The sequence below is a fragment of the Nocardia sp. BMG51109 genome (genome assembly GCF_000526215.1).
In the GTDB taxonomy this organism is placed as follows: Bacteria; Actinomycetota; Actinomycetes; order Mycobacteriales; family Mycobacteriaceae; genus Nocardia.
Genome location: NZ_JAFQ01000004.1, coordinates 8502074 through 8519210 on the forward strand (window position 1 = coordinate 8502074; position 17137 = coordinate 8519210).

Here is a 17137-nt window from a genome sequence, read left to right on the forward strand (position 1 = left end):
CGGAACTCCGCCGGATCGGGCCCTCGGTCGGTGCTCACATCGCGAATGTACCGGTCGTCAGCGGGCTGCGGTAGCTTCCGGGACGAACGAGACCAGGCTCCTGCCACGGTATTTCGTGATCAGCTTTTCGTAGCGGCGGCGGTTGCGGGCCAGCGGGGTGTCCGTCACCGCGGCGGGCAGATAGCGGAAGGCCAGTTGCAGGGCCTTGGTCATCGCCCGGTATTCGCGGTCGTGGCGGTCGGTCCAGGTGAACGGCATCAGGTCTCGCACGCCCGGGTGCATGCCGCCGCAGCCGAGGACGATGACCATGTGGCGGAGCGCCGGAGCGCCGAGCCGCCAGAGGGGGTCGGCCGCCGGCGGGAGGAAGTCCGGGCGCGGCGCCTGCTGGATCGCGGAGGTCGCCGCTTCCAGAGTGGTTGTCTTCGTGAGCTTTTCGCTCACCATGCGGTCGTAGTAGTCGACCAGCTCGCGGTAGTCCTCGATCAGGCGGGAGTGGCCGGGCAGTTCCAGGCCGGATGCCTTGGTGCGGAAATGATCCCAGATCGCCTGGTTGTCCGTGGGCGACGGCCGGTCGCCGGTCACGGCGAGATACGCGGTGCGCTGCACGAAGAAGCTCGAGTACAGGATCCAGTTCCAGTTCTCCGGGCTCAGCGCCGAGTAGCGCTCCCCATCGGGACCGATCCCCTTCACGTCCCGATGCATTTCCCGCAGCCGGTTCGATTCGGCGAGCCGGTCGGTGTCGTCGCCGAGGAAGACCATGTGGTCCGAAGCGGTGGTCCGGATCGCCCGCGCCCACGGCTCGTTGCGGATCCGGCCGGTGACCTCCAGCGCGGCCGAGACCTGCGGAAGCATCGTCTGGTCGTACAGGCCCATGCCGAAGAAGCGGAGAAAGACGGAACCGCTCACCCGCTCGAAGCGCCGCACCGCCGGCGACACCTGCGGGCGCTCCGGGGTGGACGTCTGCTGCTGCGTGACGGGGCAGGTCATCGGAGAACTCCCTTGTTCCGGTTCCGCGGGGTGCCTGCCCGCGGAAACCGCATCCGGCTATTCTGGTGCACCACGGCACCAAACATTTCTGGTGTCAGATTGCACCAGATTGGGGTGGTGGTCAAGAGCATGAGCGAGGACGACGAGAAGATCACGGAATCCCGCCCCTACGCCGGGGTCGGGGCCGCCGAGCGCAGCGCGCGGCGGCGCACCGCACTCCTCGACGCCGCGCTGGATCTGCTGGCGGAGGGTGGCGGCGCCGCGGTCACCAAGCGCGCGGTGTGCGCCCGGGCCCGGCTCAACGATCGCTACTTCTACGAGCACTTCGACGACCGGGACACGCTGCTGGAGGCGCTCTCCCAGGACGTCACCAGCCAGGGCATCGACACGGTCGTCGCCGCGCCCCTGGCCGCCGGACCGGACATCCGCACCCGGATCCACGCGGCCGCCGACGCCGCCCTCGGCTTCCTGGATACCGATCCGCGCCGACAAGCCCTGCTGCTGCATTCGCACAGCACCCCGGCGCTGCAGCAGGGGCGCGTGACGACCCAGCACGCGATCGCCGGCGCGATGGCCGCGGTCGCCCGGGAGCTGATCGAGGATCCCGCGCCGCTCGACATCGACATGGCCGCCTACGTCCTGGTCAGCGGCACCCTCGAACTCGTGACCGCCTGGCTGCGCGGCGAATTCCGCACCGGGCGTGAGCATCTGGTCGACATCATCACGGATCTGCTGTTCGCCGGCACCACGAACGCACCGCAGGCACTCCCCGACTCCCGGTAGCGAGCGGCGCCTGCCTCGTCAATCCGTTTCCCTCGCATTATCTTTCGAATTCGGGCGTTTCCACGGCAACCGACCGGACGGCATATACCGGGCAGAACGCCCGCCGGTGATCGAATGTGGGGGTTCCCGTGGAGCCGCCGCCGATTTGCTGGAGAATCGTCCGCGTGACTGCGTCCATGGATCGACTCCGGCAACTCGTCCCGCCTCCCGCCCCCGTGCCGGACACGGATTGGGACAAGGTCGAGGGAGCCCTCGGGTTCGGATTACCCGCCGACTACAAGGAATTCATCGACACCTATGGCGGTAGCCGGTGGGAGGACTACCTGTACGTCATGGCGCCCGGGTGCCCCGACGACAGCTACGACCTGTTCCAGTGGAAGGACTGGCAATCCGAGGAGATGGAGGATCTCTGGCAGTACGAACCGCGGCCCGCCGAATTGGAGGAGCCGGGCAGCCGCATCGTTCCTTGGGCCACCACCGACAACGGTGAGATGCTCTACTGGCTGGTCCGCCCCGGGCAGAAGCCGGACGACTGGACGATCCTGATCAACGACGGCCGCACGCCCATGTGGGAGCACGTCCCGCACAGCTGCACCCAGTTCCTGTCGTCGGCGCTCAGCGGCGATCTGCGCTCGGTCCTGCTGTCCGAGGACCACTTTCCCCTGGACGTGCACAAGGTCGAGCAGGTCGGCGGCTAGTACCGCAACGTCACCACGGTGTGTCACATCTGGGTAGACATCCTCTGCGACAGATGTCCCCAGACTGAACAATCCCGGCCGAAGACATGCCGGGATGACGGTGAGGTCACCGATACAGAATGCGCACGGCCCGCCAGGCGTACAGCCTGGCGGGCCGTTGCATACAGCCGACCGTGATCGGCGCGCACGGGTGGCGGGACGCGCGTCGCCTCCACCCGTGCACACTCACCGGACGAATCCGGTTACGAGTCAGGCGGTTTCGGTGATGGGGCGGTCTACCCAGCTCATCAGGCCGCGGAGCTTGGCGCCGGTGACCTCGATGGGGTGTTCAGCGTTCTTCTTGCGGAGGTCCTCGAGCTCCTTGTTGCCGCCCTCGACGTTGGCGACCAGGCGCTTGACGAAGGTGCCGTCCTGGATGTCGCGCAGGATCTCCCGCATGCGCTCCTTGGCGCCGGCGTCGATGACCCGCGGGCCCGACAGGTAGCCGCCGAACTCGGCGGTGTCGGAGACCGAGTAGTTCATGCGGGCGATGCCGCCCTCGTACATCAGGTCGACGATCAGCTTCAGCTCGTGCAGCACCTCGAAGTAGGCCATCTCCGGCGCGTAGCCGGCCTCGACCATGACCTCGAAACCGGTCTTGACCAGTTCCTCGGTGCCGCCGCAGAGCACGGCCTGCTCGCCGAACAGGTCGGTCTCGGTCTCTTCCTTGAAGGTGGTCTTGATGACGCCGGCGCGGGTGCCACCGATGCCCTTGGCGTAGGACAGCGCCAGCGCCTGGCCCTCGCCCTTCGGGTCCTGGTCGATGGCGATCAGGCAGGGCACGCCCTTGCCGTCGACGAACTGGCGGCGCACCAGGTGGCCCGGGCCCTTCGGCGCGACCATGCCGACGGTGACATTCGCCGGGGGCTTGATCAGGTCGAAGTGGATGTTCAGGCCGTGGCCGAAGAACAGCGCGTCGCCGTCCTTCAGGTTCGGCTCGACCTCCTGCGTGAAGATCGACGCCTGCGCGGTGTCGGGGGCGAGCAGCACGATGACATCGGCCCACTCGGAGACCTCGGCCGGCGTGCCGACCGCGAGGCCCGCCTCCTCGGCCTTCTCCCGCGACTTCGAGCCCTCCTTGAGGCCGATCCGCACCTCGACGCCCGAGTCGCGCAGGCTCAGCGAGTGCGCGTGCCCCTGGGAGCCGTAGCCGATGACGGCGACCTTGCGACCCTGGATGATCGACAGGTCGGCATCGTCGTCATAGAACATCTCGACTGCCACTGTGGTTGTGTCCCTTCTAATTTCGGTTACCGATATCTGCCTAGCGGGTCGCGCTGATGGACTTGGGTCCACGTCCCACGGCCACGACGCCGGACTGCACGATCTCCCGGACTCCGTACGGTTCCAGCATCCGCAGCAACGCGTCGAGCTTCGACCGGGTGCCGGTCGCCTCGACGGTCAGTGCGTCGGGCGACACGTCGATGACCTTAGCCCGGAACAGGTTCACCGCTTCGATCACCTGGGTCCGCACGCTGGCATCGGCGCGCACCTTCACCAGGATCAGCTCGCGGGCGACCGAGGTGTCGGCGTCCTGCTCGACGATCTTGATGACGTTGACCAGCTTGTTCAGCTGCTTGGTGACCTGCTCGAGCGGCAGGTCCTCGACCGTCACCACGATGGTCATCCGGGAGATGTCCTTGACCTCGGTGCCGCCGACGGCCAGCGACTCGATATTGAAGCCGCGCCGGGAGAACAGGCTCGCCACGCGCGCGAGCACGCCGGGCTTGTCCTCCACCAGCACGCTCAGGGTGTGGGTCGTACTCACTGCTGGTTCCCCTTCTGGGCGGCCCGTTCGTGGGCGGTGAGCGTGGCCTTCTCGTGCGACATCGCCTCGTGGATCACGGCGGGCTCCTCGACGGCCTCATCGTCGTCGAACAGCGGGCGGATGCCGCGGGCGGCCATGATCTCGTCGTTGGAGGTGCCGGCGGCGACCATCGGCCACACCTGGGCGTCCTTACCGACGATGAAGTCGATCACCACGGGGCGGTCGTTGATGGACTGCGCCTCGCGGATCGCGGCCTCCACGTCCTCCTCCTTCTCCACGCGAATTCCGTGGCAGCCCAGCGCCTCCGCGAGCTTCACGAAGTCGGGGATGCGCAGGGTGTGGGTGCCCAGGTCGGTGTTGGAGTAGCGCTGCTCGTAGAACAGGGTCTGCCACTGCCGGACCATGCCCAGGTTGCCGTTGTTGATCAGCGCGACCTTGATCGGCACGCCCTCGACGGCGCAGGTGGCCAGCTCCTGGTTGGTCATCTGGAAGCAGCCGTCGCCGTCGACCGCCCAGACCTCTTTGTCGGGGGCGCCCATCTTGGCGCCCATGGCGGCCGGGACGGCGTAGCCCATGGTGCCGAGACCACCGGAATTCAGCCAGGTGCGCGGCTTTTCGTACTTGATGAACTGCGCGGCCCACATCTGGTGCTGGCCGACGCCGGCGACGTAGACGGCGTCGGAGCCGGCCATCTCACCGAGCTTCTCGATGACGAACTCGGGCGACAGCGAGCCGTCGCTGGGCGGGGTCCAGCCCAGCGGGAACTGGTCGCGGACGCCGCCGAGGTAGGTCCACCACTCCGACAGGTCGAGCAGGGGCGCCCCCCGACCGGCCGGGTCGGCCTTCAGGGTCTCGATCAGTTCGGTGATCACCTCGCGGCAGTCGCCCACGATCGGCACGTCGGCGTGCCGGTTCTTGCCGATCTCGGCGGGGTCGATGTCGGCGTGGATGACCTTCGCGTTCGGGGCGAACGAATCCAGCCGGCCCGTGACGCGGTCGTCGAAGCGCGCGCCCAGGGTGACCAGCAGGTCCGACTTCTGCAGTGCCGCAACGGCTCCCACGGTGCCGTGCATGCCGGGCATGCCCATGTTCTGGCGGTGGCTGTCGGGGAACGCGCCGCGCGCCATCAGCGTGGTGACCACCGGGATGCCGGTCAGCTCGGCCAGTTCCCGCAGTTCCGCCGACGCGTCGGCCTTGATCACGCCGCCGCCGACGTAGAGCACCGGAGACTTCGACTCCAGGATCATCCGGGCGGCCTCGCGCACCTGCTTGCCGTGCGGCTTGGTCACCGGGCGGTAGCCGGGCAGCCGCATCTCCGGCGGCCAGCTGAAGGTGGTCTGCGCCTGCAGGACATCCTTCGGGATGTCGACCAGCACGGCGCCCGGGCGGCCGGTGGAGGCCAGGTGGAACGCCTCGGCGATCACCTGCGGGATCTCGATCGGGTCGTTGACCAGGAAGTTGTGCTTGGTGACCGGCATCGTGATGCCGGAGATGTCGGCCTCCTGGAAACCGTCGGTGCCGATCAGCGAGCGGGCGACCTGGCCGGTGATGGCCACCAGCGGCACCGAATCCATCTGGGCGTCGGCGATCGGGGTGACCAGGTTGGTCGCGCCCGGGCCGGACGTGGCCATGCACACACCGACCTTGCCGGTGGCCTGCGCGTAGCCGGTGGCGGCGTGCCCCGCGCCCTGCTCGTGCCGGACGAGGACGTGGCGGACCTTGGTGGAATCGAACAGCGGATCGTAAACGGGGAGTACCGCGCCGCCCGGAATACCGAAGACCGTGTCGACGCCGAGCTCCTCGAGCGAACGGACGACCGACTGCGCGCCGGTGACCTTCTCCGGGAGGACCTGGCGGCGGTTTCCGGACGCCGCGGGTGTCGGCTGCGTGGCCGAGGGCGCTGGCCTGCGGGCCGAAGGCCCGGGCCGTGCGGTAGGTGCGCTCACCGTCTTTTTCCTTACTGCTTGTCGTTCCGGTAACAGAACTTGCCTGAACACAAAAAAGCCCCCGACAGCCGAGGCTGATCGAGGGTGGCGCGTCGCAGCTGCGAGCTTGACGTTGTCAGGCTCAGCGCTGGACGCGCCGGCCGATTACGAGAAGCTCGATTCGATTCACGCGGACGACGGTATGCGTGCGCGAGTCGAGAAGTCAAATTGCTTGACATGGGGTGTCCCATCATGTGAGACGGGGCGGTTGCGTCGGTCTGTCCACCGTGATGCGAGGATGGATGTATGCCATCGCCGCACCGGTCCGTGCCACCTGTTCGATCGTCCCATATCTCCGATGGCGGAGCGGATACGGGTCGTGTGATCAGGATGACTCGGCTCGGCCACGTCGGCGTGCTGATCCTGCTGTTCTGCGTGGCGTTCCCGTTCTTCGGATGGCCCGCGGTGCTGTGGGTGCTGTTCCTGATCCCGGCGGCGGTCGCGCTGTGGATCGAGCGGACCCGCACGACGGTGTCGAGCGCCGGGCTGGATCTGCGGACCGCATTCGGCACCCGTCATCTGGACTGGTCACAGATCCGGGGCCTGCGCATCCCCAAGCGCGGCTTCGTGCGCGCGCACCTGATCGACGACTCCGAGATCGCGCTGCCCGCGGTGAGCTACGACCGCCTGCGGCACCTGGTCGAGGCGTCCGACGGCCGCATCCCCGACCCGTTCGTCCAGCCGGAGGAGCCCGCCGGCGAAGCTTCGGACGACGCCCCCGAGACCGACCCCGCACCGGCACCGAACGGATTGTCCGCAGACAAGGACGGCGACCCCGGGCCGCGCGAATAAGACCCATGAGGTCGGGGCGGCCGAACCTGCCGACCGTGCGATCCCGAGTCGCCGAGCGCACACTGCTGTCCGCGACCCATGCCTGCACTGTCCGACATCCACCCTGTCGCGGACGACGGCCGTCCTGCACAGTCGGGCGGCGGCCCACAGATCCGGGAACAAGATCCGGGTGCCGAGCGCTGACCCTGGTACCGCACTCTTCCGCGGCGCGCGCCCGTGCCCGACCGGGCCCGGCGACGAACGCCATTCGGCGAGGCGAGACGCCCACCGGCGGATCCGCCCACTCCGCGCGGGAGTAACGTTTGAAGAGCCGCCGAGACCTTCGGCACAGTCGCCGACCAGCCCGGGCGACCCGGTTCCGGCCAACGCCGGGACGACGAGAGCCGACTCGGGGACCATCGAGAGCAGATTCGCCCACAACGAGGAACGCTCTCCCCCGACGACGGCAGTGCTGATCGGACGGCGGCAGTGCCGACCAGCCGACGGCCCGCCGACCAGCTCGGACCGAGCCGACCCGACCGAGGACCCATATCCATGCCACCGCTTCGTTCACGCACCACCACCGCCGGACGCAACGCCGCGGGCGCTCGCGCGCTCTGGCGTGCCACCGGCCTGTCCGACTCCGACTTCGGTAAGCCGATCGTCGCCATCGCGAACTCCTACACCCAGTTCGTGCCCGGGCACGTACACCTCAAGGAGGTCGGCGAGATCGTGGCGGACGCGGTCCGGGCCGCGGGCGGCGTACCGCGCGAATTCCACACCATCGCGGTCGACGACGGCATCGCGATGGGGCACGGCGGCATGCTCTATTCGCTGCCCAGCCGCGAGATCATCGCCGACTCGGTGGAGTACATGGCCAACGCGCACACCGCCGACGCGCTGGTGTGCATCTCGAACTGCGACAAGATCACCCCGGGCATGCTGAACGCCGCGATGCGGCTCAACATCCCGGCCGTGTTCGTCTCCGGCGGGCCGATGGAGGCCGGTAAGGCCGTGGTGGTCGAGGGTGTCGCGCAGGCGCCGACCGACCTGATCACCGCCATCTCGGCCAGCGCGTCGTCGAACGTCACCGACGACGGCCTCTCCGAGGTCGAGCGCAGCGCGTGCCCGACCTGCGGCTCCTGTTCCGGGATGTTCACCGCCAACTCGATGAACTGCCTCACCGAGGCGCTGGGCCTGGCGCTGCCGGGCAACGGCTCGACGCTGGCGACGCACGCCGCGCGCCGGGCGCTGTTCGAGCGGGCCGGCACCACGGTCGTCGATATCGCCCACCGCTGGTACCGCGACGACGACGAGTCGGTGCTGCCGCGAAACATCGCCAACGCGAAGGCATTCCGCAACGCCATGGCCCTGGACGTGGCCATGGGCGGCTCCACCAACACGGTGCTGCACACGCTCGCCGCCGCGCAGGAGGGCGAGATCGACTTCACCCTGGACACCATCGACGAGATCAGCCGCCGGGTGCCGTGCCTGTCGAAGGTCGCGCCGAACTCCGACTACCACATGGAGGACGTGCACCGGGCCGGCGGCATCCCCGCCATCCTCGGCGAGCTGCGTCGCGCCGGACTGCTGGACACCGACGTCCGCACGGTGCACACGCCCACCCTCGACGAGTGGCTCGACACCTGGGACATCCGCTCCGGCAAGGCTTCCCGGGAGGCGATCGAACTCTTCCACGCCGCGCCGGGCGGGGTGCGGACCACCGAGCCGTTCTCCACCGGCAACCGGTGGTCGTCGCTGGATACCGATGCCGCCGGCGGATGCATCCGCGACCTCGAGCACGCCTACACCGTCGAGGGCGGGCTGTGCGTGCTGAAGGGCAACATCGCCCCCGACGGCGCGATCCTGAAGACCGCGGGCATAGACGAGGACCTGTTCACCTTCGAGGGGCCGGCCGTGGTGGTCGAGTCGCAGGAGGATGCGGTGTCGGCGATCCTCGGCAAGAAGATCCAGCCGGGCGACGTGGTCGTGATCCGCTACGAGGGGCCCTCGGGCGGGCCGGGCATGCAGGAGATGTTGCACCCCACCTCGTTCCTGAAGGGCCGGGGCCTGGGCAAGGTGTGCGCGCTGATCACCGACGGCCGCTTCTCCGGCGGCACCTCGGGCCTGTCGATCGGCCACATCTCCCCCGAGGCGGCCGGCGGCGGCACCATCGGGCTGATCGAGGACGGCGACCGCATCCGCGTCGACGTGCACACCCGCGCGCTCGAACTGCTGGTTCCCGACGAGGTTCTCGCCGAGCGGCGCTCCAAAATGGAAGCGTCCGAACGCCCTTGGCAGCCCGTGCACCGGGATCGGCCCATCACCACCGCGCTGCGCGCTTACGCCGCCTTGGCCACCTCGGCCGACAAGGGCGCCGTCCGCCAGGTGCCGTAACACCGAGCCTCGCCAGGCGAAAGCCGGGATCTCTTGCGAGATCCCGGCTTTCCTATCTCCTCACCGTCATTCCGGCACACCCGCCCCCTCACCGTCATCCCGGCATGACGGGCGACCACGCCGGAATATCGCGGCCGGTGCTCAGTCGATGGTGCCGACGAACGGGTTGCCGCCGTGCAGCACCAGCCAGCCGGCGACGGCCGCCGCCAGGGCCAGGATCAGCACCACGAACGAACCCCAGGCGGGGCGGGTGGACCAGCCGCGGTTGCGGTCGAAGGACAGGCGGCCGGGGCCGGTGAGGATCACCACCGCCGCCAGACCGGCGAGGATCGCCTCCAATTCCGTGGTCTTGTACTGGAATCCGGGGTCCATACCCTGCTTCCAGAGCCAGGCATCGGCGATCGAGGCCAGCACCGCACCCGCGGCCAGCGGCGTCGCCAGGCCCAGGATCAGCAGCGCGCCGCCGCCCACCTCGGAGATCGTGAGCATCGCGGTGGACAGCTCGATATGCTTCCATCCGCCCTGCTCCAACATGTGCCGGGTGTTGTCCAGGCCCGGGCCGTGGAACCAGCCCGCCAGTTTCTGCAGGCCGTGGTAGAGGAAGGTCAGGCCCAGGATCAGCCGTAGGGCCAGCAGGCCCAGATCCTGTGTGCCCCTGCGAGTATCGCGACGGCGCTTGCGGCCGTTCTCGGACGGCGCGGGCGGTGCGGGCGGAATTGTCGCGAATGCGTAGGTGGGTGACTCGGTCTCGCCGGGCCGTGCCGACCCGGCGGGCGGGACCTCCGGATCGAGACCCAGTTCGTCGTCGGTGCGCGGCACGTCCCTGCCCTTCGCGGGCTCGACCGGCGGAAACTCGCCGGTCGGATCGTCGTAGGGGCTGCCGGCCGTCGGACCGGTCGCCGCGGGTTTCCCGGACCCACCGGTCGTGGTTTCGGGCGTGTCGGGCGCGGCCTTCGTGGGCGGCTCGTTCGACTCCGGTGTCTCGTTCGGCTTGTCGGTCACGGGCTCAGAGTATGACGGGTGGACAGCTCACGCGCTGCCCGCCGACGGCGTGTCCACGACACCCGCGTCGGTGCGCCAACCCCGTGCGAGCGCGGGCCGGGGTATTTCCGTAACGTCTGAACCATGAGTGTGGTGTTCGACGGACCGAGCCGTCAGGAACCGGAGGAGGCAGCCTGCGCAACCACGCGGCGCCCCCGCCCGGGCCGCATCCGATACGGCCGCGTCGCGTTGAGTCTGGCCGTCATCGCCGGTCTGCTGACCGGCTGTGCGCGGTTCGACGATTCCGCCTCCGACCCGTTCACCCCCGCGCCGACCCTCCGGCCCGAAGGCATCCAGCCGACCACTCCGCAGGCGCCGAGCACCAAGAAGCGCCCGCCCGGGCCCTGCGAGGATCCCGATCCGACCGTCGTCGCCAGCTGCGTGAACGAATCCACCGGGGTGGTCGCGCTCCCGGACGGCACCACCGGCGTCGTCGCCGAACGTTCCACCGGCCGGATCCTTCTCATCGATACCCAGGATCCCGGGCCGTGGCCGTACTACCTCAAGCAGATCGGGCAGGTCGACGGTGTCGACGCCTCCGGCGACGGCGGCCTGATCGATATCACGCTCTCCCCCACCTACAGCCAGGATCAGCTGATCTACGCCTACGTGACCACCGGCAGCGACAATCGCGTGGTCCGCATCGGCGCCGACGGGGTCGCCAAGCCGATCCTCACCGGAATTCCCAAGAGCGACACCGGAAACCGGGGCTCCATCGAATTCATCGATGCCAACAAGATGCTGGTGCTGACCGGCGATGGCGGCAGCCCGGGCGCCGCGGCCGATCCGGGCTCGCTGGCCGGCAAGCTGCTGGAGCTCGACAACCCGTCGCCCGGTAGTGCGTCGAAGGTGCTGGCGTCCGGGGTCGAGATCGCCGGCGGGGTCTGCCCCGATCCGGCGGGCAACATCTGGTTCACCGACCGCACCGCCGTCGCCGACCGGTTGCAGCGGCTGTCGCCGGACGGGACGGTGACCACGGCGTGGTCCTGGGCCGATCACCCGGGCGCGGCGGGCTGCGTGGCCGGACCGGACTTCGTCGCCGTCGCCATGTCCGATGCGAAGGCGATGGCAATGGCCAAGGTGGAGAAGGACTCTCAGGCGATCACCACCGCCCCGGCGATGATGTACCAGGACAAGTGGGGTCGGCTCAACGATGCCGCACCGGGTGCGAACGGCCTGATCTGGGCCAGCACGGCCAACAAGGTCGGCGGCCAGCCCACGCCGACCGACGATCGCGTGGTCGTCATCTCGCCGTCGGGTGGCGGCGGTGGCGGGCCGGACTAGAGGGTGTCGCCGGACCGGGGGCAACGGCAGATCCATCAGCTGGCAATGCTCACACTGGTCTGCGCGTATTGCCACAACCCGGCCGCGCACGCGCTGCGCGCGGTGATCACCGAGTTCACCTTTTTCTTCATCCCGCTGTTCACGGTGCGCACCAGGCACCATCTGCAGTGCACCTTCTGCGGTGCCACGGCGGAGGTGCCCCGGGATCACGTCGACGGGCTGCTTGCCCGAGCCCACGACGAAGGTGTGCAAGCCGGTCGATACGGACCGGGACAGCCGGGCCCGGCGGCACCCGCTCCGACGCAGCCGAACCCGCCCTGGCCGCAGCAGCGGTAGGAACGGTGGCCGGTCCGGGCATCGGCGTGACCGGCACGATCCACTTCGTCACACCGCTACGCATCGCGAGTCGACTCACCGCTGTACCGGGCGCCCGTCGCCGCGTCCGGGGTGTCGGCCACATGCGGTACGGGTGTGCGCTGTTGTGGACCGGAAAATACTGCGGCGCACCGGCTTTCACCGGTGCGCCGCGTGGCCGGGAGGATTATGCCGCGCCGCAGGCGGCGAGGACCAGTTCGCGGACGCGGGCGGCGTCGGCCTGGCCCCGGGTGGCCTTCATGACGTCGCCGACGATCTTGCCGGCGGCCTGGACCTTGCCGGAGCGAATCTTGTCGGCGATATCGGGGTTGGCGGCGAGCGCCTTGTCGACCTCCGTCTGCAGCGCCGAATCGTCGGAGACCATGCCCAGACCCTTGGCCTCGACGATCTCGCCCGGATCGCCCTCGCCCGCGAGCACCAGGTCGACGACCTGGCGGGCGACCTTGCTGTTGATGGTCTTGGCGTCCACCAGCGCGACGACCTCGGCCACCTGCTTCGGGGTGATCAGCAGATCGTCGAGGGTGACCTCGCGGTCCTTCGCCTTCTCCGTCAGGTAGTTCACCCACCAGGCGCGGGCGGCGTCGACCGAGGTGCCCGCGTCGACGGTGGCGATGATCAGGTCGAGGGCACCGGCGTTGACCAGGTCCCGGAAGACCTCGTCGGACAGCCCCCAGTCGGCCTGGATGCGGGAGCGGCGCAGCCACGGGTATTCGGGGATGGTGCGGCGCAGCTCGTCGACCCAGGCGGTCTCGGGGGCGATCGGCTCCAGGTCCGGCTCGGGGAAGTAGCGGTAGTCCTCGGCGGTCTCCTTGGGGCGGCCGGGCGAGGTGGTGCCGTCGGTCTCGTGGAAGTGCCTGGTCTCCATGGTGATGGTGCCGCCCGAGGCGAGCACCGCGGCCTGGCGGCGCATCTCGTAGCGCACCGCCACCTCGACGCTGCGCAGCGAGTTGACGTTCTTGGTCTCGGTGCGGGTGCCGAATTCGCCTGCGCCCTCGGGCATCAGCGAGACGTTGGCATCGCAGCGCAGCGATCCCTGCTCCATCTTCACGTCGGAGACGCCGAGCGACTTCAGCACTTCGCGCAGCGCCGTCACGTAGGCGCGGGCGACCTCGGGGGCGCGCTCGCCCGCTCCGGTGATCGGCTTGGTGACGATCTCGATCAGCGGAACACCGGCGCGGTTGTAGTCCAGCAGCGAGTGGCTGGCGCCGTGGATGCGGCCGGTGGCGCCGCCCACGTGCACCGACTTGCCGGTGTCCTCCTCCATGTGCGCGCGCTCGATCGCGACCCGGAAGGTGGTGCCGTCGTCCAGCGGAACCTCCAGGTGGCCGTCGGTGGCGATCGGCTCGTCGTACTGGCTGATCTGGTAGTTCTTCGGCTGATCCGGGTAGAAGTAGTTCTTCCGGGCGAACCGGCCCCACGGCGTGATCGAGCAGTTGAGCGCCAGGCCGATCCGGACGGCCGCCTCGACGGCCCGCTGGTTCACCACCGGGAGCGAGCCCGGCAGGCCCAGGCACACCGGGCACACCTGGGTGTTCGGCTCGGCGCCGAACGTCGTCGGGCAGCCGCAGAACATCTTCGTCGCGGTACCCAGTTCGACGTGGACCTCCATGCCCAGCACCGGCTCGTACCGGTCGACGACGTCGGCATAGTCCATCAAGTCCACCGTGGGTGCAGTCATGCCCTTCAGTCTATGTTTCGGCGCGCACCGTGCGACGGCCACCCGAGGCCCGAAGACCCTCACCCGCCCGAGCCCGGGTGAGGGTTCCCCTCCTACTCCCGATCAGTCGGCGGCGATGGCCTCGACGATCGGCATGCGCGCCGCACGGAAGGCCGGCGGGACGGAACCCAGCAGCGCCAGGAACAGCGCGGCGACGCCGTACACCAGCAACATCGGACTCGGGCGGTAGAGCACGTCGATCGTCATCGCGTGACCCATCGCCAAAGTGGCCAGGTACTGGACCGCGGCGCCGGTGACCAGCCCGACGACGGCACCGGCCAGCCCGATACCGGCCGCCTCGGTGAGCACGGTGCGCAGCAGGAATCTGCGGCTGGTGCCCATGGCGCGCAGCACCCCCAGCTCGCGCCGGCGCTCCAGGACCGACAGCATCAGCGTGTTCAGCAGGGCGGCGGTGGACACCAGCACCACGATCCAGAGGATGGAGCGCGACAGCGACGTACCCTGTTGCACGCCTCGGGATATCGCCGCCACCGCCCCGTCCCCGGTGTCCACGGACAAGCCGGGCCCTACGACCGCACGGACCGCCGCCATCGCCGCGGCCTCGTCCGCGCCCGGCTGGAACTGCACGGTCAGGATGGTCTCCCCGGGCCGTTCGTACCACTGCCGCAAGATGTCCAGATCCATCATGACAACGCCGGAGACGGCCGAGAAATACGGAATCACCTGTAGTACTTCGACGTTGTGGATGCCGGTCGGCGTCGGCATGTCCAGCCGCGAACCCGCCCGCACACCCAGTGATCGGGCGACATCGCGCGACAAGACCACGCCCGCACCCGACGCCATCTGCGCCGACACGGCCGGACTCAGGTCCGTCGTTATCCCGCCGGGCATCCCCTTCTCGTTGGCCTGCAGCATCACTCTGTCGCGGCCCAGCGTGGCGAAGGCCATCTGGCCGGACCCGACCTCGGCCACACCCGGCACCGCGCGGAGCCGTTCCTTCAGATCCGCCGGAAGCAGTGGCCCGGTGGGAAATTCGGCCAGTGAGGACGGGCTCACGAATGCGTCGCTACCGGCAAGGCCCTCGAACGACGCCGTCGCCGAATCGACCAGGTTGGTGGAGGCGCCACCCATCGCGACCGTCGCGGTGACGCCGATCATCACGGTCATGGTGGTCGCCCAGACGCGCCGGGGTGAGCGCTCGATCGTCGTCGCTCCCAGCGCGCCCGGGGCACCGAAGAGCCGCGCGATCGCCGCGGCCAGGCGGACGATCGGCCCGGTCGCGGTGAAGCACAACCCCACCGCACCCGTGATCGCCAGCGAGATCGCGGCCAGCGACAATCTGCCCAGATCGGCCTGTGCGATGAAGATCGACGCGACGATCAGGCCCGCCCCGGCGAACCCCACCGACCATCGCAGCAACGGCGACACCCGGTCCGCCTTCGACACTCCCACCGGCACCAGCGCCTCGATGGGTTCCACCTTGTAGATCTGCCGCGCCGCGATCGATGCCGCCGCCACGCTCGCCAGCACGCAGGCGGCGACGGCGACGGGTATGGCGTACCAGGGCACCATGTACTGGGTGCGGGTCTCGACGGCCGCCATCATCGCCGAGGGAATCCGGTCGATCGCGGTGCGCCCGGCGAACATTCCGATCAACGCGCCGATGCCCCCGCCGATCAGCCCCAGCAGGGCGGCCTCGGCGATCAGATCGCGCACCATCGGTCTGCGGCGGCCGCCGATCGCCCGCAGCAGCGACAGCACCGGGCGCCGTTGCGCCACCGCCATACTCATCGCGTTGTAGATGAGGAATCCCGAAACGATCAGGGCCGCGGCCGATGCCATCGCGGTCGAATAGCGCACCAGCTGGACCGCACCGCCGGCCTGGGCGGCCCGCAGGCTCGGGTCGGCCACCACCGCGCGCCCCGCGACCGCATCGGTGAGCGCCGAGCGCAGCTGTGTCACATCGGTGCCCGGCTTCGGCACGATCTGGATCGAGTCCAGCATGCCCGTGCGGTTCACCAGCTGCTGCGCCACCGGCAACGTCGCCACGACGACCCGGCCGCGGTTGAGGTCCTTCGTGGTGGCCTCGTCGAGCACGCCGGCGACCGTCACGGTCTTTGTACCCAAACGGAACTGCTCCCCCTCGGCACGGCCCAGGGCCGGACCGACCAGCACCCCGTTGGGCACGGCCAGGAGCTTGGTGGCCTCGCTGCGCAGCGGGCCGTCCAGATCGCTGCCGAGGGCGGCGATGCCGGCGTCGGCACCTACCAGCAGCGTCCGATTCTCGTAGTTGTCGACCTGGGCGCGCAGCATCGGTGCCGCCGCCTCGATGCCCGGCACCGCCCGGACCTGTTGCAGCAGTTGCTGATCGAAGCCGGACTCGGTGACGCCGGAGATCTCCAGCTCCGCCCTGCCGCCCAGGGCGTGGGTCAGCCTGTCCACCGAACCCGTCACCGATCCCGCGATGCTCAGGACCGCCACCAGCAGCGCCCCCGACACCGCCATCACCGCCATCGACATCAGCGTGCGGCCGCGGTGGATCAGCAGCTCACCGATATTGAACAGCCGCAACCGATCCCAGCCCGCGCGGATCACGCGCGCACCGCCTTCCCGATGTCGGCGACGCTCGCCTGCCCGCGCTCGACCCTGTCGTCGGAGCCGATCTGCCCGTCGCGCAGCGTGATCACCCGATCGCAGTACTGCACGGCGCCCATGTCGTGGGTGACCATGACGACCGAATTGCCGGTGCCGGTGATGTCGCCGAGCAGCTCGAGGATGGCCGCGCCGGTCTTGGAATCCAGGTTGCCCGTGGGCTCGTCGGCCAGGACCAGCGGCGGATCCATGATCAACGCCCGCGCCACCGCCACCCGCTGCATCTGCCCGCCGGACAGTTCGGCCGGGCGGTGTTCGGCCCGATCGGCCAGGCCCACCAGCTCGAGCAGCTCCAGCGCCCGGGGTCTGGCCTTGCGTAATCCGGTGCCGTCCAGCAGCTTCGGGATCGCCACGTTCTCCCACGCCGACAGCGTCGGCAACAGGTTGAAGAACTGGAACACGAAACCGACACGGTGCCGCCGGAATTCGGACTGCCGGTTGTCGTCGAGCGAGCCGATCTCCTCGCCGCGGAACTGGATCGAACCGGAACTCGGGGAATCCAGTGCGCCCAGCAGATGCAGCAGAGTGCTCTTCCCCGAGCCGGACGGGCCGATGATCGCCGTGAACTCCCCCTCCTCGATGCGCAGGCCGATGCCCTCCAGGGCACGTACCCGCTGCTCCCCTACCTGGTATTCCTTAGTGACGTCGGTCAGTTCCAACATGGCGATCCCCCGCCCTT

At 69.2% G+C, this 17137-nt stretch carries 14 protein-coding genes; 6 read left to right on the forward strand and 8 right to left on the reverse strand.

All coding sequences use genetic code 11. The annotated features are described in order from the left end of the window. Positions 1-57: 57 nt before the first annotated feature. On the reverse strand, positions 58-987 hold the full coding sequence (locus D892_RS0139800; RefSeq protein ID WP_024806587.1) for an oxygenase MpaB family protein: 930 nt from the start codon (positions 985-987) through the stop codon (positions 58-60). Between the two features lie 117 nt (positions 988-1104). Here D892_RS0139800 and D892_RS0139805 point away from each other — a divergent pair, with 117 nt between their 5' ends. Together D892_RS0139805 and D892_RS0139810 are read left to right on the forward strand one after the other, a co-directional pair. Beyond that, positions 1105-1770, forward strand: a complete 666-nt coding sequence (locus tag D892_RS0139805; RefSeq protein WP_156959911.1) for a TetR/AcrR family transcriptional regulator — start codon at positions 1105-1107, stop codon at positions 1768-1770. A 164-nt stretch (positions 1771-1934) separates the two neighbouring features. After that, positions 1935-2468 carry an SMI1/KNR4 family protein gene (locus D892_RS0139810; RefSeq protein WP_024806589.1) on the forward strand — a complete coding sequence of 178 codons (534 nt, stop codon included), beginning with the start codon at positions 1935-1937 and terminating at the stop codon, positions 2466-2468. A gap of 249 nt (positions 2469-2717) precedes the next feature. On the opposite strand, the gene ilvC is transcribed toward D892_RS0139810, so the two are convergent. Genes ilvC through D892_RS0139825 form a run of 3 tightly spaced genes read right to left on the reverse strand, consistent with a single transcriptional unit; the run spans position 2718 to position 6221 of the window. Then, entirely contained in the window at positions 2718-3719 is a 1002-nt protein-coding gene (gene ilvC, locus D892_RS0139815) for a ketol-acid reductoisomerase (protein ID WP_198037210.1), read from the reverse strand. Between the two features lie 52 nt (positions 3720-3771). Next, entirely contained in the window at positions 3772-4275 is a 504-nt protein-coding gene (ilvN, locus tag D892_RS0139820; protein ID WP_024806591.1) for an acetolactate synthase small subunit, read from the reverse strand. Then, positions 4272-6221, reverse strand: a complete 1950-nt coding sequence (locus D892_RS0139825; RefSeq protein ID WP_024806592.1) for an acetolactate synthase large subunit — start codon at positions 6219-6221, stop codon at positions 4272-4274. The genes ilvN and D892_RS0139825 overlap by 4 nt, the downstream gene beginning before the upstream one ends. A gap of 369 nt (positions 6222-6590) precedes the next feature. Between D892_RS0139825 and D892_RS0139830 the strand changes: the two genes are divergently transcribed. Continuing rightward, a complete protein-coding gene (locus D892_RS0139830) occupies positions 6591-7052 on the forward strand; it encodes a PH domain-containing protein (protein WP_232236282.1) in 462 nt (153 codons plus the stop codon). 534 nt (positions 7053-7586) lie between these two features. Beyond that, positions 7587-9428: a dihydroxy-acid dehydratase gene (gene ilvD / locus D892_RS0139835; protein WP_024806594.1), complete on the forward strand. Its 1842-nt coding sequence runs from the start codon at positions 7587-7589 to the stop codon at positions 9426-9428. A 141-nt stretch (positions 9429-9569) separates the two neighbouring features. Here the strand turns inward: ilvD and D892_RS0139840 are convergent, their stop codons facing one another. Beyond that, positions 9570-10430 carry a DoxX family protein gene (locus tag D892_RS0139840; RefSeq protein WP_024806595.1) on the reverse strand — a complete coding sequence of 287 codons (861 nt, stop codon included), beginning with the start codon at positions 10428-10430 and terminating at the stop codon, positions 9570-9572. 123 nt (positions 10431-10553) lie between these two features. Between D892_RS0139840 and D892_RS0139845 the strand changes: the two genes are divergently transcribed. Further along, positions 10554-11753 (forward strand): PQQ-dependent sugar dehydrogenase, encoded by a 1200-nt coding sequence (locus D892_RS0139845; RefSeq protein ID WP_084161434.1) that lies wholly within the window; start codon positions 10554-10556, stop codon positions 11751-11753. A gap of 3 nt (positions 11754-11756) precedes the next feature. Next, positions 11757-12089, forward strand: coding sequence for a hypothetical protein (locus D892_RS47515; RefSeq protein WP_024806597.1), 333 nt, complete (start codon positions 11757-11759; stop codon positions 12087-12089). 205 nt (positions 12090-12294) lie between these two features. Here D892_RS47515 and gatB read toward each other — a convergent pair whose 3' ends face one another. From gatB to D892_RS0139865, 3 genes are all read right to left on the reverse strand, one after another. After that, positions 12295-13806 carry an Asp-tRNA(Asn)/Glu-tRNA(Gln) amidotransferase subunit GatB gene (gene gatB, locus D892_RS0139855; RefSeq protein WP_024806598.1) on the reverse strand — a complete coding sequence of 504 codons (1512 nt, stop codon included), beginning with the start codon at positions 13804-13806 and terminating at the stop codon, positions 12295-12297. A 102-nt stretch (positions 13807-13908) separates the two neighbouring features. Then, positions 13909-16401 (reverse strand): ABC transporter permease, encoded by a 2493-nt coding sequence (locus D892_RS0139860; RefSeq protein WP_024806599.1) that lies wholly within the window; start codon positions 16399-16401, stop codon positions 13909-13911. Beyond that, entirely contained in the window at positions 16398-17120 is a 723-nt protein-coding gene (locus D892_RS0139865; RefSeq protein WP_024806600.1) for an ABC transporter ATP-binding protein, read from the reverse strand. The genes D892_RS0139860 and D892_RS0139865 overlap by 4 nt, the downstream gene beginning before the upstream one ends. Positions 17121-17137: the final 17 nt, after the last annotated feature.

Excerpts from the sequence above, each read along its gene's own strand:
- D892_RS0139800 (WP_024806587.1), bottom strand. The coding sequence starts at position 987 with ATGACCTGCCCCGTCACGCAGCAGCAGACGTCCACCCCGGAGCGCCCG.
- ilvC (WP_198037210.1), bottom strand. The coding sequence starts at position 3,719 with ATGTTCTATGACGACGATGCCGACCTGTCGATCATCCAGGGTCGCAAG.
- D892_RS0139830 (WP_232236282.1), top strand. The coding sequence starts at position 6,591 with ATGACTCGGCTCGGCCACGTCGGCGTGCTGATCCTGCTGTTCTGCGTG.
- ilvD (WP_024806594.1), top strand. The coding sequence starts at position 7,587 with ATGCCACCGCTTCGTTCACGCACCACCACCGCCGGACGCAACGCCGCG.
- D892_RS0139845 (WP_084161434.1), top strand. The coding sequence starts at position 10,554 with ATGAGTGTGGTGTTCGACGGACCGAGCCGTCAGGAACCGGAGGAGGCA.
- gatB (WP_024806598.1), bottom strand. The coding sequence starts at position 13,806 with ATGACTGCACCCACGGTGGACTTGATGGACTATGCCGACGTCGTCGAC.
- D892_RS0139865 (WP_024806600.1), bottom strand. The coding sequence starts at position 17,120 with ATGTTGGAACTGACCGACGTCACTAAGGAATACCAGGTAGGGGAGCAG.